Source organism: Lactiplantibacillus paraxiangfangensis (assembly GCF_036246185.1).
Lineage (GTDB): Bacteria > Bacillota > Bacilli > Lactobacillales > Lactobacillaceae > Lactiplantibacillus > Lactiplantibacillus paraxiangfangensis.
Map to the genome: position 1 here is coordinate 86,977 of NZ_BTPW01000001.1, position 24,711 is coordinate 111,687.

At 48.3% G+C, this 24,711-nt stretch carries 17 protein-coding genes; 12 read left to right on the top strand and 5 right to left on the bottom strand.

Features of this window, described 5'->3' with window-relative positions; genetic code table 11:
* Positions 1-5: 5 nt before the first annotated feature.
* Complete coding sequence (locus AAA939_RS00425; protein ID WP_338207608.1) at positions 6-173, top strand: hypothetical protein; 168 nt, start codon at positions 6-8, stop codon at positions 171-173.
* A gap of 136 nt (positions 174-309) precedes the next feature.
* On the opposite strand, the gene AAA939_RS00430 is transcribed toward AAA939_RS00425, so the two are convergent.
* The 4 genes from AAA939_RS00430 to AAA939_RS00445 all read right to left on the bottom strand — a co-directional run bounded on the left by AAA939_RS00430 (position 310) and on the right by AAA939_RS00445 (position 6,050).
* On the bottom strand, positions 310-1,170 hold the full coding sequence (locus AAA939_RS00430; protein WP_338207607.1) for a helix-turn-helix domain-containing protein: 861 nt from the start codon (positions 1,168-1,170) through the stop codon (positions 310-312).
* A gap of 29 nt (positions 1,171-1,199) precedes the next feature.
* Positions 1,200-2,255, bottom strand: a complete 1,056-nt coding sequence (locus AAA939_RS00435; protein ID WP_338207606.1) for a GntR family transcriptional regulator — start codon at positions 2,253-2,255, stop codon at positions 1,200-1,202.
* A gap of 257 nt (positions 2,256-2,512) precedes the next feature.
* Positions 2,513-4,300 carry an ABC transporter ATP-binding protein gene (locus tag AAA939_RS00440; protein WP_338207605.1) on the bottom strand — a complete coding sequence of 596 codons (1,788 nt, stop codon included), beginning with the start codon at positions 4,298-4,300 and terminating at the stop codon, positions 2,513-2,515.
* Positions 4,278-6,050: an ABC transporter ATP-binding protein gene (locus tag AAA939_RS00445; RefSeq protein ID WP_338230387.1), complete on the bottom strand. Its 1,773-nt coding sequence runs from the start codon at positions 6,048-6,050 to the stop codon at positions 4,278-4,280. Before AAA939_RS00445 ends, AAA939_RS00440 begins: the two co-directional genes overlap by 23 nt.
* A 131-nt stretch (positions 6,051-6,181) precedes the next feature.
* Between AAA939_RS00445 and AAA939_RS00450 the strand changes: the two genes are divergently transcribed.
* From AAA939_RS00450 to AAA939_RS00500, 11 genes are all read left to right on the top strand, one after another.
* Positions 6,182-7,018: an AraC family transcriptional regulator gene (locus AAA939_RS00450; RefSeq protein WP_338207603.1), complete on the top strand. Its 837-nt coding sequence runs from the start codon at positions 6,182-6,184 to the stop codon at positions 7,016-7,018.
* A gap of 184 nt (positions 7,019-7,202) precedes the next feature.
* Positions 7,203-9,056, top strand: coding sequence for a beta-N-acetylhexosaminidase (locus tag AAA939_RS00455; protein ID WP_338207602.1), 1,854 nt, complete (start codon positions 7,203-7,205; stop codon positions 9,054-9,056).
* An 887-nt stretch (positions 9,057-9,943) separates the two neighbouring features.
* Positions 9,944-10,924, top strand: coding sequence for an ABC transporter permease (locus AAA939_RS00460; protein WP_420914904.1), 981 nt, complete (start codon positions 9,944-9,946; stop codon positions 10,922-10,924).
* 12 nt (positions 10,925-10,936) lie between these two features.
* Positions 10,937-11,854 carry a carbohydrate ABC transporter permease gene (locus AAA939_RS00465; RefSeq protein WP_338207601.1) on the top strand — a complete coding sequence of 306 codons (918 nt, stop codon included), beginning with the start codon at positions 10,937-10,939 and terminating at the stop codon, positions 11,852-11,854.
* A gap of 171 nt (positions 11,855-12,025) precedes the next feature.
* Positions 12,026-13,492 carry an ABC transporter substrate-binding protein gene (locus tag AAA939_RS00470; protein WP_338207600.1) on the top strand — a complete coding sequence of 489 codons (1,467 nt, stop codon included), beginning with the start codon at positions 12,026-12,028 and terminating at the stop codon, positions 13,490-13,492.
* Between the two features lie 226 nt (positions 13,493-13,718).
* The gene (locus AAA939_RS00475; protein WP_338207599.1) at positions 13,719-15,344 is read left to right on the top strand and encodes a glycoside hydrolase family 13 protein; all 1,626 of its coding nucleotides are present in this window, start codon (positions 13,719-13,721) and stop codon (positions 15,342-15,344) included.
* A 67-nt stretch (positions 15,345-15,411) separates the two neighbouring features.
* A complete protein-coding gene (locus tag AAA939_RS00480; RefSeq protein WP_338207598.1) occupies positions 15,412-16,020 on the top strand; it encodes a YesL family protein in 609 nt (202 codons plus the stop codon).
* The gene (locus tag AAA939_RS00485; protein ID WP_338207597.1) at positions 16,021-17,727 is read left to right on the top strand and encodes a sensor histidine kinase; all 1,707 of its coding nucleotides are present in this window, start codon (positions 16,021-16,023) and stop codon (positions 17,725-17,727) included.
* Between the two features lie 63 nt (positions 17,728-17,790).
* Positions 17,791-18,654: an ROK family protein gene (locus AAA939_RS00490; protein WP_338207704.1), complete on the top strand. Its 864-nt coding sequence runs from the start codon at positions 17,791-17,793 to the stop codon at positions 18,652-18,654.
* A gap of 191 nt (positions 18,655-18,845) precedes the next feature.
* Positions 18,846-19,985 (top strand): ABC transporter ATP-binding protein, encoded by a 1,140-nt coding sequence (locus tag AAA939_RS00495; protein WP_338207596.1) that lies wholly within the window; start codon positions 18,846-18,848, stop codon positions 19,983-19,985.
* Between the two features lie 349 nt (positions 19,986-20,334).
* The gene (locus AAA939_RS00500; RefSeq protein ID WP_338207595.1) at positions 20,335-21,810 is read left to right on the top strand and encodes a response regulator; all 1,476 of its coding nucleotides are present in this window, start codon (positions 20,335-20,337) and stop codon (positions 21,808-21,810) included.
* 764 nt (positions 21,811-22,574) lie between these two features.
* On the opposite strand, the gene AAA939_RS00505 is transcribed toward AAA939_RS00500, so the two are convergent.
* Positions 22,575-24,710 (bottom strand): GH92 family glycosyl hydrolase, encoded by a 2,136-nt coding sequence (locus AAA939_RS00505; protein WP_338207594.1) that lies wholly within the window; start codon positions 24,708-24,710, stop codon positions 22,575-22,577.
* Between the last annotated feature and the right edge of the window lies 1 nt (position 24,711).

Genomic DNA, 24,711 nt, shown 5'->3' on the forward strand with positions numbered 1-24,711 from the left:
CGGGCGTGCGGGCAGCTTTAAGTCACCCATCAGTTAAAACGAAGCATGACCAGACGGCGACTGCCGCGACACTACCACAGACTAATGAAACGAATATGTCGTGGGTAGCAGGACTAGGCGACTTGTTACTAGCAAGGTTAGCTGCCATTGCTTGGCGAATGCGCCGTAACTAAATCAGCGCAAAATAGAAACGTGCCTGCATAACTGCGGACACGTTTTTTGTATGACGAATTTACAATTGAGTGCGCTAAATTTTTAAAAAGAAGCCCCGTGGCCTCTTGTGACGTCTAAAATCTTAACACTAGTACACTACGTCTGATTCGGCTGGGCTAATGTCAGCAAGTAACAGTAAACGAGGTCGTCCATGTTTTTTAAATTGAAACCACTGCAACGCTCCAATTTTTCAATGCGGTAGAGGAGCGTGTTGCGATGCAAAAATAAGTTCGCCGCGGCTTGGCGGACGTTTCCCTGAGTCTGATAGATCGCGGCAATGAGTTGGCGGTTATCTGGATCAGCTAACCAGTCGGGGGTTACCCCGGTGAGTGCTTGGCGGTGGGTTGTCGCCAAATACGGCAGCATGCTCCGGCTGAGCGTGCCGACCGCCTGTTTATGTGAATGGTGAAAGAGCTGCTGCTCGAACGCGTAGGTGCTTGGCAAGTTGGTCACGGCAGTTTGCCGACTGCCGATGAAGATATGGGTGTTGGTGTAAAAATCGTTATCCAATAAGTCTAATAAACTTGATAAGTCTGGTTGTGACAGGTCGCTGATGGGAACGTTCAGCAGGAGGTAACCGGCATTTTGAGAAGTAAAAGCAGCGTGCAAAACACCGTCGAACAACCCGGTCAGTGCCGTTAACCACTGGCCATGGTGCTGGTTATCATCGGTAAAGCGGACTTGAAAGTGGAGCAGCTGTAATTGTTTAGCCATCGTTTGTGGTGCCGGACTTGCTGCGCCGGTCAAAAATGCGGTCCACGGATCCGCAGGGGATAGTTCTGGCGCGGTTTTCGTTAACATTTCCAAGAGTGCTAGTTCGCGCTGCCCCAGGTCAGTCGTGTCGATCCATAAATAGCTATTGGTGGTTAAAGCAACACACACAACGTTTGCGCGGTCGCAAGGTACTGATTGGACGGTAGCCTGTGGATAAAGCTGTTGTAAGTGTTGTCCATCCATGAAAAAACCTCCCCAAAAGGTTGACGCAGTTAACTCAAAACGTCGGCGGTCGATGCGCGGACCACCAATTTAACGTTAACGATGGTTTGCTCGTTAAACGTATGGTCAGGATTGTTAATTTGGTCTAGTAAAGCTTCAACGGCCTTAGCACCGAGGTTGGCAAAGTCTTGCACGACCGTGGTGAGGGCCGGATTGTTTTTTTCAGCGGCCGGCAGGTTATCAAATCCAATCAATGCTAAGTGTTGCATGATTTTGGGATTGAGTTCCTGGAGCTGGTGCATGGCGCGTAAAGCAATGACGTCATTTTCGGCAATGAGCGCGGTGATGCCCTGCGCGTGGATATAGGCTTGGAGTTGTCCGGCGTCACTACAAGCTTGGAGCGCTTGCGCCCAACGGAGCGGCAAGGTTGGGTCGACTTTGTTAAGTGTCAGTTCGTTGAAGTAGCCCATGAAGCGGTCGCTGACCGTGCCCGTAAAGGTTTGCCAAAAAGGCGTTGCGGGCAGAAAAGCAATCCGCTGATGGCCGAGTGCTTGTAAATGGTCACAGGCACGACTACCGCCGGCGACGTTATCACTAACGACACTGGGGACGGCTAATGCGGACGGTCGCTTGTCGAGTACCACTAGGGGCAGCCGTTGTGCGTGGAGTCCCATTAGAACGGGCATTTCGGTTGCTAAGTTTTGAGGATAATAAATAATCCCGGCGTAACTTTGGGCCAACGTACTCATGTCGAGCTTTAGAAAATCCTCATTGGCCATTAATTTCAATTCCCAGGTGGTGTCTTTGAGGGTCGCGTGAATCCCACTTTGATAGTCCCCAAAGGCGGTTGTCTCCGGAAAAGGAAGGACTAGTAGGATTTGTCGCTGCGTGGTGCTTTTATGGGGCTTAACGTACGTCCCGCCACCCCGAACCCGATAAACGAGGTCAGCGGCGGCCAAGTCATTCAGGGCCCGTTTGGAGGTAATGCGGCTGACGCCGTATTTAATGGCAACGGCGTTTTCACTTGGCAGGCGGTCGTTAGGCGCGTACTCGCCACGTAAAATTGCCATTCGCAATCGTTGATAAAGTATTTCGTATTTAGCCATAAGAATCCTCCAGTTGGTATAGTCTGCCCAATAACTTTTTGTGGTCATTACGCTTTAATGGTTTGATTCTAACCGCTTACATGGTATATTTCAAGTGCAAAAACATACCAGGATGTCTATAAATTAAAGGTTTTTATGTCAAAAAATGAAGGTCACGGACAAGCACTGATAGCGATTGGTCATTTTGATAATTGATGATAGTCAAAACGTGGGATAACTGGCAGTTTACGCTGTCGTTTATCCCACGCTTATCATTATTATTCAGCCTGTAACATCCGGTACTGGGAATCGTAGAGCTCGTAGTATTCGCCGCGCTTTGCGATTAGATCAGCGTGACGCCCGGCCTCAACGATGTGGCCGTCATTAATCACTAAAATTTGATCGGCCTGTTGAATGGTGGATAACCGGTGGGCAACGATGAAACTCGTTCGACCCTTGAGCAGTTCGTTTAAACCAGCCTGTAATAGGGCCTCGGTTTTGGTATCGATGGCTGCGGTGGCTTCGTCTAGGATCAGAATACGGGGATCTGCTAAGAGAACGCGGGCAAACGCTAATAGTTGACGTTGTCCAGCCGACATACTGTCACCGCGTTCTTGGACCTCCGTCTGGTAGCCAGTTTTCAAAGTCCGAATGAAGGTGTCGGCCCGGGCGAGCTTTGCCGCGGCAACGACTTCTGCGTCAGTGGCGTCGAGGCGGCCGTAGCGAATATTATCCATAATAGTTCCGGAAAAGATGAAGGTATCCTGCTGCATGACGCCCATTTGGGTCCGCAATGAATCTAAAGTGACCTGGCTGAGATCGACGTTATCAATCGTAATTTGGCCACTATTAACGTTGTAGAATCGGGACAGAAGGTTGATAATCGTTGACTTACCGGCGCCGGTTGGCCCAACGAGGGCGATTGTTTGGCCGACCTTGGCGTGAAATGAGACGCCGTCGAGGTTTAACGGGCCATCCTCATCGTAACGGAAGCTGACCTGATTGAAGCGGACATCGCCCTTAATTGGCGGCAACGCAAAGGCGTTGGGTGCGTCGGTGACGGTCGGTTGTTCATCCATGGTTTCAAAGATGCGTTCCAAGTAAGTCGTGGCGGTAACCAGTGAGTTGTAGAAGTTACCAATGTTAATGACCGGATTCCAGAAGTTATTAATGTAACCCAGAAAGGCAATCAAAGTCCCCGTACTAACAACCACGCCGAGTTGTTGAATACCGATGAAGTAGATTAAAGCCGTGGTCATGGTCGAAATGTTTTGCACCCCGGGGCTTAGCGCGTATTGGATCTTGACCGCGCGCATGTAGGCGTCACGATTATCGTTGACCACGGAATCAAAGGCGTTGATGGCGTGTTCTTCCTGCGCAAATCCTTGGGTGACCTTGATGCCAGCGATACTTTCGTGAATGAAGGCGTTCAAGTTAGACTGTTTGTTACTGAGGGTGCGAAAAGCGGTCCGTTGTCTTTTTTGAACGTAGTAGGCCCACAACAGTAAAAATGGAATGAGAACCAGGCTATCCAACGTCAGTTTCCAGTTGATGGCGAGCATAAAGATCAGGGTGATGACGAGTGAAATGACGTCGGAAATTAAGTTCACTAACCCGTTTGCCAATAAGTCGCTCAAAGTATTGATGTAGTTAACGACTCGGATCAGAATTTTTCCGTGGGGACGCGAGTCAAAGTAAGCAAAGGGCAACTTTTGCAAGTTTTTGAATAAATCGGTGCGCATGTCGATGAGCAAATTTTGCCCGATTTCGGTAATCGCCCAGATGCGATAACGAAAGCACCCGAAGGCCACGAGCAAGCTCACCAAGAAAATACCGCTCAGTTCCCATAGAAGTTGAAAATTGCGTTGCGGGATGGCTTGGTCAATGGCGACCTTCATCAAGTAGGGGCCTAGAATGATGGCAATGTTCCCGATTAAAATGGAACCGAGGACGACCAACATGCGCCACGTGTATGGCTTGAGGTACTGGCCGAGCCGCGCGTAATCGTGCCAATTGAAATGGGCCTTTAATTGTTCGTCTTCGTTAGACGTGTTCCGTTTCGCCAAGGGGATCAACTCCTTTCGCTTCTTTGAGTAAGCCTAATTGGCGGCGATACGTTTCAGCGTAGTAACCGTCGGCAGCGAGTAGGCCGTCGTGGGTGCCGCGTTCAACGATCCGTCCCTGACGAAGCACGATGATTTGATCCGCGCGGCGCAACGAGGAGGTCCGCGAAGCAATAATGAAGACCGTCTTATCCCGCGTGACCTTGCGCAGTCGCCGTTGAATTGTTGCCTCGGTCTCCATATCGAGGGCGCTCGTCGTATCGTCCAGAATCAGGATACGGGGATCTTTGACGAGGGCGCGGGTCAAAGAGATTCGTTGTTTCTGACCGCCGGAAAGCCCGACGCCGCGCTCGCCAACGACGGTGTGATACCCATCCGGCATCGTGTTGATAAAGTTATTGGCGTCGGCAACGTCGGCCATCTCACGAATGAACTGTTCGGGTGCTTGGCGGTTACCGTAGTTAATGTTGTCGACGATGGAATCGGAAAATAGGAACAGGTCTTGAGTCACAATGGTCGTTTGGTGGCGGAGTTCCTGAGGCGACCAGTCCCGAACGTCTTGGCCATCAATCAAAACGTGGCCGTGCGTTGGGTCGTAGAAGCGGGCAATCAGGTTCATCAGGGTTGATTTACCCGACCCCGTTTCACCTAAAATTCCCAGCGTCTGGCCCGGTTCAACGGTGAAGTTGATGTCGGTGAGGACGTTAACTTCGGGCGCGTCCGGGAAAGCAAAGTCAACGTGTTGAAAGGTGACAGCGCCCTTAATTTTAGGTGCGGCAATGTCGGTCGTTGGTGCAATGACCGGTTGCGTCTCAAGCATGGCTTGAATCTTAATTGTCGCGGCTGAAAACCGTTGAATGTCATTGATTAGCCACCCGCTCATCCGCATGGGCTGGTTCAGCATCCAGAGAAAGCCGTTGAACGAAACGAGCGCGCCCAAGGTCATGTGATGATGAATGACTAGGCTGCTCCCGAAGAGCAAAACGATCACGGAAAGTAGGGACGCGAGGAAATCCAAAGCGGGCAAGTAGCGCCGCGAGACTCTGGCTGAGTCCATGTTCTTTTCACGGTAATCCTGGTTGAGTGTTTCGAACTTATGAACTTCGAAGTCTTCCCTAGCGAACGCCCGAATAACCCGGTTACCGGAAATGTTTTCTTCGACCATCGCGTTTAAGCGGGCAAAGCTTTGCCGAATATTGAAGAAGACGGTGTGGGCTTCGTTGCTCATCCGGGTAGTAAGCCAGGCGATTAGGGGTGTCACAATGACTAGTGCCAGCATCAGTTGCCAGTTAATGCGGGCCATGACGATGACGGCGGTCAAAAACCAGAGCATACATTCTAATGAGTTATAGGAGACCCAACATAGAAAGTGGCGGATGGCATCGGTGTCCCCCGTTAAACGGGCCATGATATCGCCGTTCGTTACGGCATTGAAAAAGGTGTAATCCAACGATTGCAGTTTGGTGAACAGGTCGTGGCGAATATCGAAGAGTGAATTTTGCCCGATGCGTTCAAATAAAATAATGTAGCAGTAACGAATGAGGGTCCGGAAAAGGGTGACGCCAATCATAGTGGCTAGGAGCGGGATTAACAAATTGAGTTGGCGTTGCGTGATGACGCGGTCAACGATGACCCCGCCAAGCAAGGGAACAACGACAACACCAATCGCGTTGATCACAACTAAAATCAGCGCTAACACGAGTTGCCAGCGGCTACGCTTGGCGTATTGCCAGACCCACTGGTAAGGATTCATAACGGGGAGCCTCCTAAGGCGAAATTTGGTGAGTAACGGTTCTTTAGGGTTCTAGTATGCTGGTAAATCCGGATAATCTGAATGGACGATTTTGTCTGAATACATGGCTTTTTTTGCAGGGAGGTGGCCGGATGTTAAATCTGAGCGAGTTAATGCCGGACGTGCTTTACGCTTTTTCGTACCGGAACGAGGAACCTGGGACTTACGTTTATCATGACCATACTTTTTTGGAACTGTCGATTATGTTAGAAGGTTATTCTGATTACAACGTGGAAGGGCGGTGGCGGCGAGTTGATGCTGGGCAAGCCTTGCTATTTAATCCGGGGGTCCACCATCAGGAAACGCAGCCACCAGCCTCCCAAAGTTTGCAACTACACGTTGGTTTTCGGCACGTGGCGTTGCCGGGGCAGACGCCGGACCACTTACCGTTTGCTGACAGTTTGGTCAACCTAGGCCCGTTGCGACCAGAATTCATGGCGTGCGCACAGCGGGTCGTCACCGAAAGTCAGCGGCCTGCTGAGCTGGGTCACGCCGTTTTACTGCAAGCCTTGGTCGTGGAATTGCTCTGCTTATTATTGCGGGCATTACCGGAAAATCCGGTTAGTAGCGACTACTTAGCGTTACAAAGTGAGACGACTGATAAGGAACACGTGGCGTTAGTTAGTGCCGCCACCTATTATTTAGAGGCGCACTACAGTGAGGACTTGACCTTGAGCGATTTGGCGACCAGTCTACACGTGAGTCCGGCCTACTTATCACGGACGTTCAAAGGGGTTCAGGGCGAAAGTCCCATTAACTATTTGACGAAGCTGCGGATGCGCCGGGCGAAGGACTTGTTGCTCAAAGACCAATTAGCGGTGGGCGAAGTGGCCCGGGCGGTCGGGTATCAAGACCCGTATTACTTTAGCAAGTTATTTAAACGTTATTTTGGGACAGCGCCCAGCTTGATCAATAAAGGGGATACTTAAATTATGAAATGAAAACGCTTTTGGCTTAGAAGGCTGATTGGCAGCGGACTTGGTATAAGCGGCGCAACAACTTTAACGGCAATCAAGCGTCCAACCCTCGTCCAAATTTAGTAGGTATGATATATTTCAGGCGGATAAATATATCAGGTTAAACCTTAATTAGTCGAAATGAGGAGGAGCAAATATGATAGAGTGGCGTGGATTGACCGCTGAACAAGTTCAAGCCGTCCAAGTAATCGGATTGGGTGATGACTTAGCGGCGCATGCTTTAAAGGTGACGTGCCAAACGGGTGAGGCGGGAATTGCCATCACGCGAACCGGCCAACAGGTGACCTTAACTTACGGTAGTCAGGTGGATTTGATGCGGGGTGCCGCGTTACTTGCCGGCAAGATTAAGAAGGCTGATGATTTCACCATCGAGCAGAGGCCCCAGTTTAAAGTCATGGCAGCGATGCTCGACGTGGCCCGTAACGGTGTCCCCACGGTGGACATGGTAAAAATGATGATTCGGCGACTTGCTAGTATGGGCTATAACGAACTCTGGTTGTATTTAGAGGATTTATTTGAAATTCCTGAAGAACCCTATTTCGGTCGTCAACGGGGGCGCTATAGTCAAGCCGACTTACACGATATTGCGTTGTATGGGGACCAATTTGGCGTTACCGTGGTGCCCGCTGTTCAGACGTTGGCACACATGCACAACGCACTTAAATGGGATGCCCACAACTCGGTCAGGGATACGGATGATACGCTGCTGGTCGGTGCACCCGCAACGAAGGCTTTTTTAACCAACCTCTTACGGGCTGCGAGTGCCCCGTTCACGACGAATAAGATTCACGTGGGAATGGATGAAGCCTACCAACTTGGGCGAGGAAAGTACTTGGATGATAACGGGTTTACCGACCAGCAAACGCTGATTTTAGATCAACTGAAGCTGGTCGTTGAACTGACTCGGGAGCTTGGACTCAAGGCGTACATGTGGAGTGATCTCTGGTTCACCTTTGCGTCACCAAAACATGAAATGTATGACCCAAATGTGCACTTTGACGCTGACTTCAAGGCCAGCTTACCGCCGGTGGGTCAAGTGTACTGGGACTATTATCATGAAGATGAAGCCACCTACAGGGATCGGTTTGCCCAGCACTTTGAACTGAGTGACGACGTGGTCTTTGCGGGTGGCATCTGGACTTGGAGCGCCCTCGCACCCAATCAAAGCAAGATGTTGGCGACGGTTCGCGCCGGTTTAAATGCGGCCAAGGCCAGTGGGGTCACGCAGGTGGTGGCAACGATGTGGTTTGATGACGGTGCCGAAGTGCCCATCAGCTCAGCTTGGTACGGACTACAAGCTTTTGCGGCGTATCAATACCATCCGGACGTACAGCCACAAACCATCGATGAAGAATATGAATTGACGCAGGGAGAATCACCGGCGTTTTATAAGCTATTGGATCAATTCGATAATTTTACGCAGGCGGTCAACGTGGATGCCGATAACGTCAGTAAAATTGTTCTTTACGAAGACTTATTACTCCAACGGTACCGGGAAAACTTGCAAAGTATCGGGCTTGAAACGCAGTATGAACACTTGATTACGGCCCTCAGTCAGTGCCAAGTTCGACCGGATAATCGATTAACGTTAACCTTTTACCGGCAACTCGCCCAGACGGTATTACTTAAACAGCGGGCGTTACAAGCCGTTGCTAAGTTAGGTACGGCGACAGCCAATGACCAGCAAGCCACGGCAGCGCTAGTTGCAATTGAGACGTGCCAATCGGCGTTACGTCAATTACTTGACCTATTTCGGCAAGTTTGGCATCAGCAGCGGCGGGGCAACGGTTTTGAAATCATCGACGTCCGTCTGGGCGGTCAGATTGCCCGTTGCGAAACGGTTTGCTGGCGAATCAAGGCCTGGCAAGCCGGACAAGACGACTTGCCAGAATTACACGAACCATTGTTACCAATGGACAAACGCAGTAACGGCTTAGTCGGCCACGGCCTCTACAAAGAGATCGTGAGTGCCTGTGATATTTCGTTCTGATTAAGGTGAAAGATTTAAATTCATCAACACTATATCAACAGTAACTAAAGTTTGAAAGCATTAAAATAGGCACAATCAAAGGTTAATGACCAAAAATAGGATGCTTCATCGCTCCGCCGGACAGAATCAGTGGGCTGTGGGGTCGACTACAGCCAAAGTACGGGCTTCCGCCTCGCTTGAAAGCCTAAAGCCCAAGTCTTTCAAGACGCCCCGCCATGTCGCCTGGCATATACTGCCAGGCAACATGGCCGACACTGCCCACTGGTCCTGCCGGCTGCACTAGGATTGGTTAAAAATAAGCTAAATCAATGTTTATAGAAGGATCACCTTAGCTGAAGGTCGACCATGATGAATCTGCCGGGAAAGTGGCGTTGACCGGTGTACTTCCGGTTTACGCCACCGACGTCTTGCGAGACGTGGGCTAGCGGCTTGCAAGCGAGGACTAAGACCGTTTCTCAGGCTTAGTCCGGTCGCCCCGGCAGGTGAAATTATGGGCGGCCGGAAGCGGCAAGTTTACCGACTGCGCTAAAGATAGTTTTACTATTGTTATTTCTGTCGAATATTCAGAAGGTTGGTACGAATGGCCCGGAAAAAGTGTATCTTTTTGCAAGTATTCCGGTTCTGTAACTTAATGTCATCAGCGCCAACCGGAATAACTAGTTTAGACAGCGCTTAAAGCAGTAATGAAAATTAGAATTGGCAATTTAGAAACCAACAACGGCCATCGGTGAACCCCACTGATGGCCGTTGTTGGTTTTTGTACAAAAAATATATCTAATTTTGTTTAAATCTTAAATTTGTTGGTATTTCCCTTAAATTAGTTGATTGTTGGCTATAAAGAAAGCGGTTACTATAGCAAGTGTAATAAATGAAAGGAGGGAGAAACGATGACGCAAGACCCAGCCGTTACAGAAGCAGTGCCATTACCGCCGATTAAGAAAAAGAAGTCCTTTCAGCGTTTTTGGGATAACCGGGTGTACTTATTAATGGTCGCACCTGGTTCACTGTTTTTAATCGTTTTCTTCTACATTCCAGTGTTGGCTAACGTTGTAGCCTTCCAAGATTTCCAATATTCAGAACAAGGATTTATCTACAGTGTGCTCCATAGTCCTTGGGTCGGGTTCCAGAACTTTACTTTCTTCTTCAAGTCCGCGGATTTCTGGCTAGTGATTCGTAACACGATCGGGTATAACATGACCTTCCTGTTACTGAACTTCTTCTTTGCCATCTTCTTCGGAGTTGTCATGAGTCAGATGCGGAATCAACGTTTGCTGAAAGTTTATCAAACGTCGATGTTGTTCCCATATTTCCTATCGTGGGCAATTCTGGCTTACTTCGTTTACGCGTTCTTAAGCACCGATAAAGGGATCTTCAACCACATTATCCAAGCGATGGGTGGAACGCCAATCGATTTCTATAACACGCCGTGGGTTTGGCCGTTTATCATTATCTTCCTCGGAGTCTGGAAAGGGATCGGGTACAACAGTATTCTGTACTTCGCTACCGCCATGGGGATTGATCCGTCTTACTACGACGCGGCCATGATGGATGGTGCGAACAAGTGGCAACAGATCAAGAACGTTACGTTACCACATATCTTACCCGTTGCAACGCTGATGTTGATCTTAAATATTGGTGGGATCTTCCGGAGTGACTTTGGACTATTCTACTTAATTCCACGTTCATCGGGCGCCTTAATCAACGTCACGCAGACATTCGATACGTTCATTTACCGGGCGTTAACGACAACTAACGATATTGGGATGTCCACCGCCGCCGGATTATTACAATCGGTTGTTGGGGCCTTACTCATTTTCACTAGTAACTGGATTATTCGTCGGAAGCGGCCAGAATCAGCACTCTTTTAGGAGGTGACGCCATTGCGTAAAAAAAAGCACATTTCAGCAGTTGAAATTCGCAAGTTCGGACCTGGCGCCAACCTGTTTTTCAACGTTTTTATCGGGATTTTCGCCTTATCCTGTATCCTGCCTTTCTTCTTCATTATCATCTTGTCTCTGACGAAGGAAGCGGATATTACCACTTATGGGTATCAATTCTGGCCTAAGCATTGGACGTTTGCTAGTTACCAATACTTGTCAAAAATGGGCCACCAAGTCCTCGTTTCACTGGGTGTGACGGTCTTCGTCACAATCGTGGGGACGATTATGAACAGCTTGTTTAGTTCAACTTATGCCTATGCGATTTCGCGGCGCGACTTCGCCTACGCAAAATTCTTTACCATCTTCGCTTTAATCTCGATGCTCTTTGTTCCTGGGATGGTGCCAACTTACTTGATTGTGACCCAAATGCTGGGCTTGCAAGATAATATTTGGGCGTTGATCTTACCGATGAGTTTTGGGGTCTACAACGTGTTAATTATGCGGACCTTCTTCAAAACGTCGATTCCAGAAGCAATCATTGAGTCTGCCCGGATGGATGGTGCCAGTGAGTTCCGAATTTTCTGGACAATTGTGGTACCGCTTGCCATTCCTGGGATTGCAACTATCAGTTTATTTACGTCGCTAGGTTACTGGAACGATTGGATGAACGCCTTGCTGTACATCAACAAGGACAGCGTTACGCCACTGCAGTACTTGTTAGTCAAGATTCAAAACAACATTCAGTACATGACGCAAAACATGGCGAACAACGGCGCGGTCGCTGGTGCAACCAGCGTGCCATCCGAAGGGATGCGCTTCGCAATCGTGGTAGTGGCAACGTTACCAATTGCGTTGACCTATCCATTCTTCCAAAAGTACTTCGTCAAAGGGATGACGATTGGTGGGGTCAAAGGTTAGTTCGAACACTTTAGGTTGGGTATAAATTTATTGCTGGTGAGTTGGCTGGTTGGTGACGCTAATGATGATGATTAGTGCCATTCAAAAATTTAAATTCTGAAATTATGTTGATCATTTTAGATGAACTGGTTAGCTGACGCTCATGGGCTCATTCCAAGGAGGATGAAACGTATGAACAAGTTTGTAAAAGGGGCAGCGGTTGTTAGTGTTGCTGCGCTAGGTACCATCGCACTTGCGGGTTGTGGAAAGTCAGATAGTGCTTCATCAGGCAAAACGACCACGGTTAACATGTATATGCCTGGGGACAAGCCAAAGAACTACGATGCAATGCTCAAAAAGGCCAACAAAGAAATTCATAAAACGTATAAAGATATCAACGTTAAGATGAACTTTATTGGCTGGGGTGATTACGAACAAAAGTATAACGTTATGGTAACGTCTGGTAACAGCTATGACTTAGCGTTCTCACAAAGCTATACTAACAACGCCCTCAAGGGTGCCTACGCCGATATGACGGATGAACTGAAAAATGGGGTGGCTAAAAAGGCCTACAAAGAAGTTAATCCATCATACTGGAAAGGCTTAAAAGTTAACGGCAAGATTTATGGCTTCCCAGTTAATGCCAACGTTTACGCGCAAAACATGTTAACTTTCAACCAATCCTTCTTAGACAAAAACAACATTAACATCAAGGGCGTTAATTCATACGCAAGCATGGAACCTGCTTTAGCTAAATTCCACAAGCAAAACCCTGGGGTCGCTGCCTTCGCCATTGGTCAAGGTTTCAAAGCGTCACCAGCACATATGGACTTCCCATTGGGTAACGGTTTACCATTCGGTATCGATTCCAGTGGTAAGAACAAGAAGATCGTGAATGTCTACGATACCGCTGAAATGAAGGGTATTTTAAAGACGTTGCATAGCTATTATGAAAAGGGATACATTCCAAAGGACGCCGCAACTTCAAGTACGCAATACAACTTGCAAGACAACACGTGGTTCGTTCGTCAAGAAACCCAAGGTCCTTACGATTACGGCGATACAACTTTGGAAAACAGCGCCGGTGGCAAGAAGATGCAATCTAAAGCCATCACTGACCCATACAAATCTTCTGCACAAACGCAAGTTGCCGTTTGGAACATCTCCAAGACTTCTAAGCATAAGACTGAAGCAATGAAAGTGTTGAACTTAATGAACACGAACAAGAAGTTGCTTAACAACATTACTTGGGGACTTGAAGGCGACCAATGGAACTTCACGAACGAAGACAAGGGCAAGATTAAGTTAACTAAGAAGTACAAACCAGGTTACTTTATCGGTGCGTGGATGATGGGGAACAACAAGAACTTGTACACCCTTGATACCACAACGAACGCCATGATCAAGAAACGTGATGATTCAATCGCTAACTCCAAGACTTCCGCAGCGTTAGGGTTCAACCCAGATACGCGGGCATTGAAGACTGAAATCACGAACCTCTCCAACGTTATGAGTAAGTACCTCGATATTCTTAACACCGGTACCGCTGATCCAGAACCAACCATCAAGAAGATGGACAAGGAACTGAAGACGGCTGGTTATGACAAGGTTCAAAAAGAATTACAGAAACAGTATGACGCCTTCTTGGCTAAAAAATAGTCAACCATGAGTCACACAAAGAGGTCGGGCCAATTGCGCTACGACTTCTTTGTCTACATAGCTCTTTTAATAATTTCAGCACAGTGATGATAGAGCCGCTCCGTCGGGTATTACCATCAAATACTCAGTGCTAATCAGAATAGCCTCCAAGTGGTTAGTTTTCACTGATACAAGCGTAATTAATTTTTGAATTTAGTTTTCAATAACTTCAGAAAGGATGATCGAGATGAGCGAGCATTGGTGGCAGCGTGCAGTTGTTTATCAAATTTATCCCCGGAGCTTTCAAGATAGTAACGGTGATGGTATCGGTGACTTACCCGGCATTATTAGTCGGTTGGACTACCTGCAACAATTAGGGGTGGGCGCGCTCTGGCTGAGCCCGGTTTATCAAAGTCCCAACGCGGACAATGGGTATGATATTTCTGACTATCAAGCCATTAACCCGGAATACGGGACGATGGCCGACATGGAACGCTTAATTGAAGAAGCCCGGCAACGCGATATTCGCATTGTGATGGATTTAGTCGTGAACCATACGAGTGATGAGCACGCCTGGTTCGTTAATGCACGGACGGGGATGGATAGTGCAACGCGGGATTATTACGTGTGGTCGGACCCAATCGACGGCCATGAACCCAATGACCTCACTTCGGGTTTCATCGGCGGTTCCGCGTGGGAGCGCGATTCAGCGAGTGACCAGTACTTTCTGCATTTATTTTCAGCCAAACAGGTTGATTTAAACTGGCAGAATCCTGAGTTACGCCAAGCCGTCTATGACATGATGAACTTTTGGATTGATAAGGGCATCGGTGGTTTTCGGATGGATGTCATCGACATGATTGGGAAAGAGCCGTTTGAAAAACAGCTGGTTAACGGCCCGCATCTGCATGATTATTTACATGAAATGAACCGCGCAACTTGGGCTGACCGGGACTTTTTAACGGTCGGCGAAGCTTGGAGTGCGGGACCTAAGGAAGCCTTGCAATATAGTCGTCCTGCCCACCAAGAACTCAGTATGATTTTTCAATTTGGCCATTTATGGGCGGATCGAAAGGTGGGCGGTGAGAAGTGGGAAACCCATCCCGTATCCGTGCCACAATTGAAGGCGGCCTTATATGCGTGCCAACGCGAATTAGCAACGGATGGGTGGAACAGTTTGTTTTGGAATAACCACGACTTGCCCCGTGCCGTTTCACGCTTCGGGAGGCCAACCGGATCCAACCGCAAACTGAGTGCCAAGATGTTAGCCATTACCTTGCACGGCCTGAAGGGCACGCCCTACATCTATCAAGGTGAGGAGATTGGCATGACCGATTGTCCGGTCACAACGATTGAACAAGTTGACGACGTCGAAGCGCGGACCATTTATCGGCAGCTGCGTGCTCAAGGTGATTCGGCGACGATGGCGATGGAAAAGATCAACCGGTTTAGCCGTGATAACGCCCGCACACCAATGCAGTGGGATACTAGCGTAAACGCTGGTTTCAGTACTGGTCAGCCGTGGTTAGCAATCAATCCCAATTATCAAACCATCAACGTGCGGGCAACTTTAACTGAACCAGATAGCATTTTTGAGACGTATCAGCAATTGATTCAACTTAGAAAAACGCAGCCGGTGCTACAGACTGGGGACTTTCAAGCTCTGGCTGTTCCCGACGACGTAATTGCCTACACCCGGACGTTAGGCGAAGTGACGTGGTTAGTTTGCAGTAACTTCGGGGCTGAACCGGTAGCCGTAACGTTACCTGAACGATCAGCTAGACGGTTAGTGGGAAATTATGATGATTATCCCAACCAGTTGGGTGATATCCAACTGCGACCATATGAGGCGTTCATGGTGCTCTTACAGTAATAGTGGGATAAACTAAAAAGCCAGTTTCAAAACGAGAATGTAACAGAACCAACGAGGAGGAATTAGCATGGGACGTGCAGCTGATCGGATTTTTACCCGCATATTTGTTTTCTTGATCATGACCGTGTATTTCTGGATTTTGACGGTCGCTGGTCTGATCGTATTAGGAATTGGGCCCGCCTTTCGGACGATGAGTGAGATGTACATGGATAACGAGTGGGATTATAAAAAATATTCCTTTAAAACGGCTTGGGGTCGATTCAAGACTGACTTCTGGCAAGAAAACTTGCATACTTGGATCTTTTTAGGCACCGGTATCGTGCTGGCTTATAACTTGTATTTAAGCACGACGGTCAGTCAGGCGTGGATGCTATTTGTTCAATTTATCATCGTTGCGGCGTTGATTTTCGATTTCAGCTTGGCGATGTTTACAACCATGATTCGGTCCCGTTACGACGTGACCTTTAAAGACGCGGTCAAATTAGCCGTTGTTCAATTCTTCAGTAGCTTCATGCAGTTGTTAGTGTTCATTGTCGTGACGATCACGATGATCGTTATTTCCTTGAAGTGGCCAGGGCTAATTATTTTCTTGAGTCCCGGAATCTATATGTTTGCGACCGACGTGTTGTCACATCAGTGGTATGCCAAAATTGATAAAATGCTCGAGGCGGTTTAAATGCATGTTCATGATCACATTTTGCGGTCAAGTTTTGCCCGCTTAATTAAGGTCTATACAACCATCATTTCAGTGATGGTTGTTTTGGCGACCAGCGTTTTTGTGACAGTGAGCGTACGGACCTATGATTCAGAAATTCGGCAAGCAGAAACGACGGCGACCGCACAAGTTAGTCAGGCGGTGATGCAAAATCAACAAGTGATTTCACAATTTGCGACCCAACTCACGACTGCGACTGGTAATTTACCTAGTATCGAGAAGTACTTTGATTCATCAATAACGGCATACAGTGATTATGCCATTAATAAGAGCATTCACGGGGGGCCGTACTTTTTCTGGCCAACTGAATCCCGTCAATTCTTTGTTCAACATGACCAAGCCAGCCAGTTGACCCTGCGCCTTTTAAACCAGAAGAAGGTTTTCGTGGCGACGGCAGCCAATCCCGGGGGTGGGCTGTATGCGGCGAAGGATGTTAAGCAAAAGTTTGCAATCAGTGCCCCGTTAGTCAATCAGTACACCTTAGAGACTGATGGTGTGATCAGCTTGAGCTTCGATCAAAGTGATCTAAATCAGCAGTTACGGCAGATTCCGGGCACGCGGGCGCTGCAAATTGCGGTTGAATCGGATGCGAATGACGCGGTTTTCTATTTTGCTGGTAAGGACGTCAAAGCAAGCTCTAAAAAAGCATTTAAACGGGCGTTGGATGCCAATAATACCAACAACTTAAGTGGCTACCGTGTGAGTACCAAAGTGTTACCATCCGGGTACCGTCTGACAACGGTTATCAATCGCGCGACCTTGCGTACCCTACTGATTGACCACGTCTTGCCGTTGGTCTTACTGGGGTTAGTGCTATTATTTGGACTCAGTATTGGGCTGTGGTTAACTTTTCGGCGTTATCAGCACCAGTTAGATTCCATTGTGGATACGGTCAGTACCGTTTCCGCTGGTAATTTGGATGCGCGGGTGCCCGTTGATTTGAAACCCACGGATTTACGGACGTTGGCGGATGGTATCAACGCGATGTTGGAAGAGATTCATCAACATATTAATACCATTTATCAATTACAAATTGCCCAGCAAGAGGCCAACCGGAAGGCGTTACAAGCCCAAATTAATCCGCATTTTATGTCCAATACCTTGGAATATATTCGGATGGCGGCGCTAGATGCGGATCAGCCGGAATTAGCCAACGTAGTTTATAGTTTTGCCGCGTTGCTACGAAATAACACCGATTTGTCACCCCGTACGACGATCAAGGATGAGTTGAAATTTATTGAAAAGTACGTCTTTTTATACCAAGTTCGGTTTCCTGACCGGCTCGCCTACCAGTTCCAAATTGATCCGGCGATAGCGACCGTGGAAGTGCCTAAGTTCAGTTTGCAACCGTTAGTCGAAAATTATTTCGTCCATGGTGTGGATTTTGCTCGTCAGGATAACGCGCTGAGTGTCAAAGCATGGTGGGAAGGGCCACTGGTCAAAGTCAAAATTGTGAATAACGGGCGGCCCCTGACCGCGGCGGAAGTCACGGCCATCAATCACAAGATGCGTGAGCCGTTGAACGCCGAACAACAGCAATCGATTGGGTTACAAAACGTTTATTCCCGGATGCTTGATACTTTTGGCGACTCGTTTACGATGGCGATTGCTAGCGATGGTCAGCAGGGCGTCATGATGACCATGGCATTTGCGATTAAGGAAGACTAGCTGATTATTATGTGGGTCGTATTTGAATGTAGTTAAATAAATTGAATGAGTAAGGTGATTATTATGAGTCAAAAACTAGGCAGCATTGAAGCGGGCGGCACTAAATTTATTTTAGCCGCAGCGGATGAAGCGTATCGGGTTAGTGCTAAAAAACGAATTCCAACTGAAGATCCCGCAACGACTTTAGCTGGTTGCATTGCCTTTTTTAAGGAAAATCCGGTCGACGCAATTGGTCTCGGTTCGTTTGGCCCCATCGGCATCAAACCCGGAACGGCCGACTATGGTCATATTCTAGCTACCCCGAAGTCTGGTTGGACGGGAACCGATATGGTTGGCACGTTAAAAGCAGCGTTACACGTGCCAGTTTACTTTACGACTGACGTGAACGCGTCGGTTTATGGCGAATATATTGCAGGCAGTGCCAAAGACGTTGATTCGGCCGTTTACTTCACGATTGGAACGGGCATTGGCGGGGGTGTCATCCAAGATGGGCACTTCATCGGGGGATACTCCCACCTTGAAATGGGTCACGCCCCGGTCATGCTGCATCCAGATGATCATTACGAAGGCTTTTGCCCATTTCACGGTAATCGCTGCTTTGAAGGGGTCGCAGCTGGTCCAACAATTGAAGGTCGGACGGGGATTCCTGGAGAAAAGTTAGACCGGGATCATCCGGTGTTTGATTTCATCAACTACTACGCTGCCCAGATGGCTTTCAGCGCCTTTGTGAATTACGCCCCCGAAAAGATTATTTTTGGTGGTTCCGTTGTTGATGATGACAACATCATTAAAGTCCGAGAGACTTTTGACCAACTTAACCATAACTACGTGCAGATTCCTGACGACCTAATCGTGCACAGCCATTTTGCCGATAACGCGTCGGCAACGGTGGGCGACTTTGCGTTGGCTGCATCGTTATTGAAGTAATTTAAAATCGCCAGTAACCATTTTTCGGACTGTTTGCCAGTTGTTGGCCGACTTTTTGTACAATGTGCCTATGGTTAATGACAACGTTTTCACTTAGAATAAGAACTGTTAAAAGTTGGTATAAAATCGTTCCTAATACTGAATAATCTGGTATAAAAATAAGTGTATTTTGAGAAAGTCTGGTATATATTATGGTTGAAATCGATCTAGATCATATTTACAAACGCTATCCCAATGCGACTAAAAACTCGGTTAATGATTTTGATTTGCACATCAAAGACAAGGAATTTATCGTTTTCGTTGGACCATCAGGCTGTGGTAAGTCAACCACGCTCCGGATGGTTGCTGGTCTGGAAGATATTACCCAGGGAACTTTGAAAATTGGGGATAAAGTCATGAATGATATTCCCCCGCGTGACCGTGATATCGCGATGGTTTTCCAAAACTACGCCCTGTATCCACATATGACAGTGGCCGGTAACATGGCCTTCGGGTTGAAGCTGCGTAAGTATACAAAAGAAGAGATTGATAAACGGGTGGAAAATGCCGCCGAAATTCTAGGGCTAACTGATTTCTTGGACCGTAAGCCAGCTGATTTGTCCGGTGGGCAACGGCAACGGGTTGCGTTAGGCCGGGCAATCGTTCGGGATGCGCCCATCTTCTTAATGGATGAACCGTTATCTAACTTGGATGCGAAGTTGCGGGTCTCCATGCGGGCGGAAATTGCAAAATTACACCGGCGCTTGGACACGACCACGATTTACGTGACCCATGACCAAACGGAAGCGATGACGATGGCTGACCGCGTGGTTGTTATGTCTACGGGGGAAGTACAACAAATCGGGAGTCCGTCCGAAATCTATGATCGACCACGGAACATGTTTGTGGCCGGGTTCATTGGCTCACCAGCCATGAACTTCTTCAACGTCAGCTTTAAAGATAACGTGATCGATAATCACCAGGGCGTTAAATTACACGTTCCTGAAGGGATGGCCAGCACGCTAAATAAGCGCGGCTACAATGGCAAGGATATCGTTTTCGGGATTCGCCCAGAAGATATTCATACTGAAAGTGTGTTCATCGACACTTGGCCAAAGCAAACGGTTAAAGCAACGATCAACGTGTCCGAACTATTAGGGGCAACGAGTCAGTTATACAGTCAAGTGGGCGACACGGAATTCGTGGCGAACGTTGACGCGCGTGATTTCCATCAACCAGGCACCGTCATTGAAATGGGTTTTGATATCAATAAGGCGCACTTCTTTGACAAGGAGACCCAAAGTTCAATCATGCTGGATGAAGAAGAAGAACAGCAACCGACGGAAGCTTAAACGACCAATTTTAAAATAAATTTAGTTACCGCTGATTCGTGGCCTGTACTGTAATTTGATGACCACGGGTAATAGCAAATCATTATCCCACCTCCAAGGGAATAATTGATAAATATAAAGGCGTTCACAGATGATCTGTGAGCGCCTTTACTGGTGTAATTTAGTCAAATAGTTGATTATGTTAGTATATTACCTTAACTGTGATTTTAAAAGATGATCAGTGGGCGCGCTGACCTTGGGTTTTTCTAGATTTTGATGGTGAAAACATTGCTGAAAATGAAGGACGGCATGTGACGCCAAACGTAAGCGGTACCAATTTTAGAGTTGGTTTTGTAGAGGGGGCTTTAAAATGTATAGTGTCATGTTAGTTGATGATGAATACATGATTTTAAAGGGTATGGCCAAAATTGTTGATTGGGAAGAAAACGGATTTAAAATTGTTCAGACGGTTCGTAACGGCAAGCAGGCGTTAGCAGCTTTCAAACAGCAGCCGGTCGATTTAATTATTACCGACGTCCGGATGCCTGAGATGACGGGGCTAGACCTAATGCAGCAGTTGCAAGTATTACCGCAAGCGCCGTTGGTGATCGTACTATCAGGTTATCAAGAGTTTGATTATGTGAAACAGGCCCTTCATTTTGGCGCCGTTGATTATTTAGTCAAACCAGTTGATGCGCAGGAACTTGAAAAAGTGTTAATCAAGGCACATGGGCAATTAGAGTCGCAGACGAAGGCGGCCGCAACGCGACACTACTATTTGGAAATGCAGACGGAGCGGTTAGTGGCACAGGAACTTGATGAGGCGGGGACGGAACAATTGTTAAACAGTGCGGGTGTGGCGAATAATCCGCATAAGTTGACGATGATTTGTTGTAATAACGTCACGAATTATGATGCGTTAAGTCAGGCTTGCCAGCAGCAAGGGCAGAATTTATATTACGTGAGTCAAAATCAATTTATGATTTGTTTTGTTGGGTCGCACCTATCCTTAACGAAGTTCATTCAACAGTTGGAGGCCCAACAGCTTATTACCGGGGCATCATTTGTGACGGTGGGCGAACGGGTCAGCCAACTAGCGGGCCTCGCTGACAGTTTGGAGCAGGCCCAAACGTTAGCGGAACTTTATCAATTTTACGAAGGCCGGTCGCCATTTTTGTCAGGAGCGGCCCGCACGGAATGGTTACGGCAGGCGGAGATTCCTAAGGTGTCCCTGGATAAATTTAAGCGAGCGCTAAGTAGTAATAATCAAGCGTTAATGGTGACGTTGACGCAAGCATTGTTCGTAAAATTAAGTAACGAACACGTTGCACCGTCCTATGCGCGGCAGGTTGCCTTTTTAGTCTTGAACATTTTGAGTAACCACCAGACGTTTAGCAATCAGGACTACGAAGCGCAGTTAACGCTGATTGATAATGCCCCGACGATTGCGGCGTTGGAACAGACGGTGGTCGCACTGGTGCAACGCTATGAGCCCAAGCCACAACTGACTTATTCAAAGAACGTCCGGCAGGTTATTGCCATTGTTAAAGCCGATTACGCACAGGATTTGTCATTAACGCAAGTGGCGAACCGGCTACACTTAAACCCGGTTTACTTAGGCCAGTTATTTAAAAAAGAAATCCAGACAAGTTTTTCCAAGTATTTGAATCAGTATCGGATTGACCAGGCCAAACAAATGTTGCTCAGTACGGATGAAAGTATTAGCAATATTGCGTTAGAAATCGGCTACACGAATAGTGGCTATTTCTATAAGAACTTCCGGTTGATTTGTGACGTTTCGCCAAAAGAGTACCGCCAACAAGCTGCGGGGCAACCCATGGCCTAGACGGTAAGCTAGTCCGGTTGGTACTGATGGCACGCGGTCGTGGGACCGGATTGAGCCTAAAAAGCGGTCTCAATCCTCGCCCGGGACAATTGCAAAAGACACAATTGTCCCGGACCGTCCGTGGTTTAAGCCCGAAAAATCACCGGGCTAAGACCACCAGCACGACCGATGCTATCAGTGCCAACCTCCGGCGAAGCAGTATAGTAAAATAATCAAAAAAATGGTCCTTATATGGAATTTTCCATACGGGGACCATTTTTTGTGTGATGGCTAAAGGTCGAAAATCATAAAAACCTGATACTAGCAAGATATCAACACTAACAAAGTTGGTAAAATTGTTGCTTCCGGCCGTCCATGATTTCACCTGCCGCGGCGACCGGACTAAGATTGAAAGACGGTCTTAGTCCTCACTTGCGAGCCGCCACCCCACGTTTCGCAAGACGTCGGTGGCGTAAACCGGAAGTCCACCGGTCAACGCCACTTTCGCGGCAGATTCAGCATGGCCGACCTCTGCTAAGGTGATCCTTCTATAAACACTGATTTAACTTGTTTTTAACCAATCCTAGCGCAGCCGGCAGAACCAGTGGGCAGTGTCGGCACTGTTAGCTGGCGTTTTTTTGCCAGGTTACAGTGCGGGGCGACTTGAAAGACTCGTCCTTTGAGGCTTTCAAGCGAGGCGGAAGACCGGTTTTGTCTGTAGCCGACCCCACGGCCCACGGATTCTGCCGGCGAAGCGCCGAAAAATACTGATCTTCTAACGATAATCAGTTGTTAGGAACCAAGCCTAAGCGAGTGGCGATTTTAGTGCTGGCCATCAGTTGGGCGTGGCTAATTGTTGAGGTAGTCAACGGCTGATTGTCAACCAGCGTACTTTGCACGAAGTTGTTATGGTCATGGTTGTTGGCCGTCGTTAAGGTCAGGTCGTGGTCGGCTAAGTGCAGTGTAACCTGGTCGAATGCCGGAATACCAAGCGCGTATTCGGCGTTGGCTGGGCACACTGGGTAGAAGCCGAGGCAAGCAAAGATGAACCAGCCGGACATTGAGCCGTTGTCTTCGTCGCCTGGAAAACCGGTTGTTGAAGCGTTAAAGAGTTTCCGTAACTGTTTAACGAGGACCTGCGTCTTTTCGGGATGCCCCGTGTAATTGAAAAGGTAGGGCAGGTGGAAACTCGGTTGATTTGAGATGGCCAGCTGCCCGTAATCAACGGCGGCTAACTCTGCCATTTCGTGAATCACCATTTCGTAACCGCCGACGTGGTAAGACGGTTTGGTGTTACAAAGGGTCGTTAGTTGGGCGTCTAATTTTGATTTGCCACCCATTGCGGTCATCAGGCCCTGGATGTCGTGGAACGCGCTGAAACTATTTTGCCAAGCGCTGCCCTCAGTGTAGTCGGTGCCCCAACGGTCCGGTACGAAGTTCGGTTTGAACTGGCCATCGGTATTTTTAGGACGTAAGAAACCGGTCTGCGGATCAAGTAAGTTGAGGTAACGTTTAGACAGCCGCCAATACTTGGTGGCGACGGCCGGCTGATTGAGCGTGTCGGCGACTTGGCCGATACAGTAATCACTGTAAGAGTAATCTTGCGTCCAGTTGACACTCTCAGGGTACTTGTCGGCGGGGACGTAGCCCAGTTGGTCGTAATCCGCGCTTCCTTGACGCCCGTAACGTTTGCCGAGTGCTGGCTTAGAGTCGCTGTCTTGCATGGCGGCTAAGAGTTCGGGCATTAAGTCGGTTGCCAACCCTTTTTTGGCACTCTCCGCAATGACGGAATCCACCAGGTTGCCAGGCATCATACCGCGTTCGTCCGGTGCGAGCCAACGGGGGAGAAAGCCCGTTTCTTGGTAGCTCGTTAAGAATCCGCGTAAGAATTTTGGCATCAGTTCGGGCGCTAGGATTGAAAAGAGTGAATAGACCGTCTTGGACGTGTCCCAGAAACCGTTATTGGTATAGAGGACGCCGGGCTTGATCTGCTTAGCCATCGTATCGTAATGCTGCGGCTGGCCATCCGCGTCTAGTTCGTAAAAGCGCTGTGGAAACAGGAATAACCGGTATAAACAGGTGTAGAAAGTTTGGACCATTGCGGGATGGTGATCTTTGACGCTGACACGGCCTAAATAAGTGTTCCATAGGTTAGCGCTTTCATCTTGGAGCTGTTGAACGGTGTCTTTTTGAATGACTGCTAAGTTTTGCGTTGCCTGAGTCGCGCTCAGGTAAGACGTTGCCAAACGACAGTCCAATTGGGTCTGGGTAGTGGCTAATAGAAGGGTCAACCATTTACCTTGCCCCGTCGTAGTCGTGTGCCATTGCTGGTCGGCGTCGTAGTAGCCGGAGTGAGCTGGATCAAGTCCGGGAACCGTTAGTTCGACAAAGAGGGTGAGGCTGGGATCTTCGCCGTCGTGGTAGTCGGACACTGTGAGGCGGACACCAGTGCTTGTTAATTCAAAGTGCCCGTCATCTGGCAATTGAATCGCAATCCCACGGTGGGCCAATTCCGGGGCCTGAAAGTCGTACGTGACGGCCGCGCCGTAAGCGGTGGGTACCAGGTCAGTTTGCACGTTGAAGTGGTCATCAAATAGGGCCAAGTGATGAGCGTTAAACGTTGCTTCGTTAGGTCGATAATTACCGACTAAATCGGGATGCTCGGTAGGATCCTGCCACTGAACGGCCGTTAAAAGTAAGTGGCAGTAGTCCCCAATCCAAGGACTAGGCTGATGGGTCAGCCGGATGCCTTCGCAGCGTGGCGCGTCTGGTTGGAAGAACCAGGCGCCGTCTTCGCCATTGGTTTGCACACTAAAGTAGTTCATTCCGAATGGGACCCCGACGTAGGGGAGGCAATTACCGCTTGAGCGGTGGGACGTGTTCGCCGTTCCTTGGCGAATATCGAGTTCATCAATCTTCAAA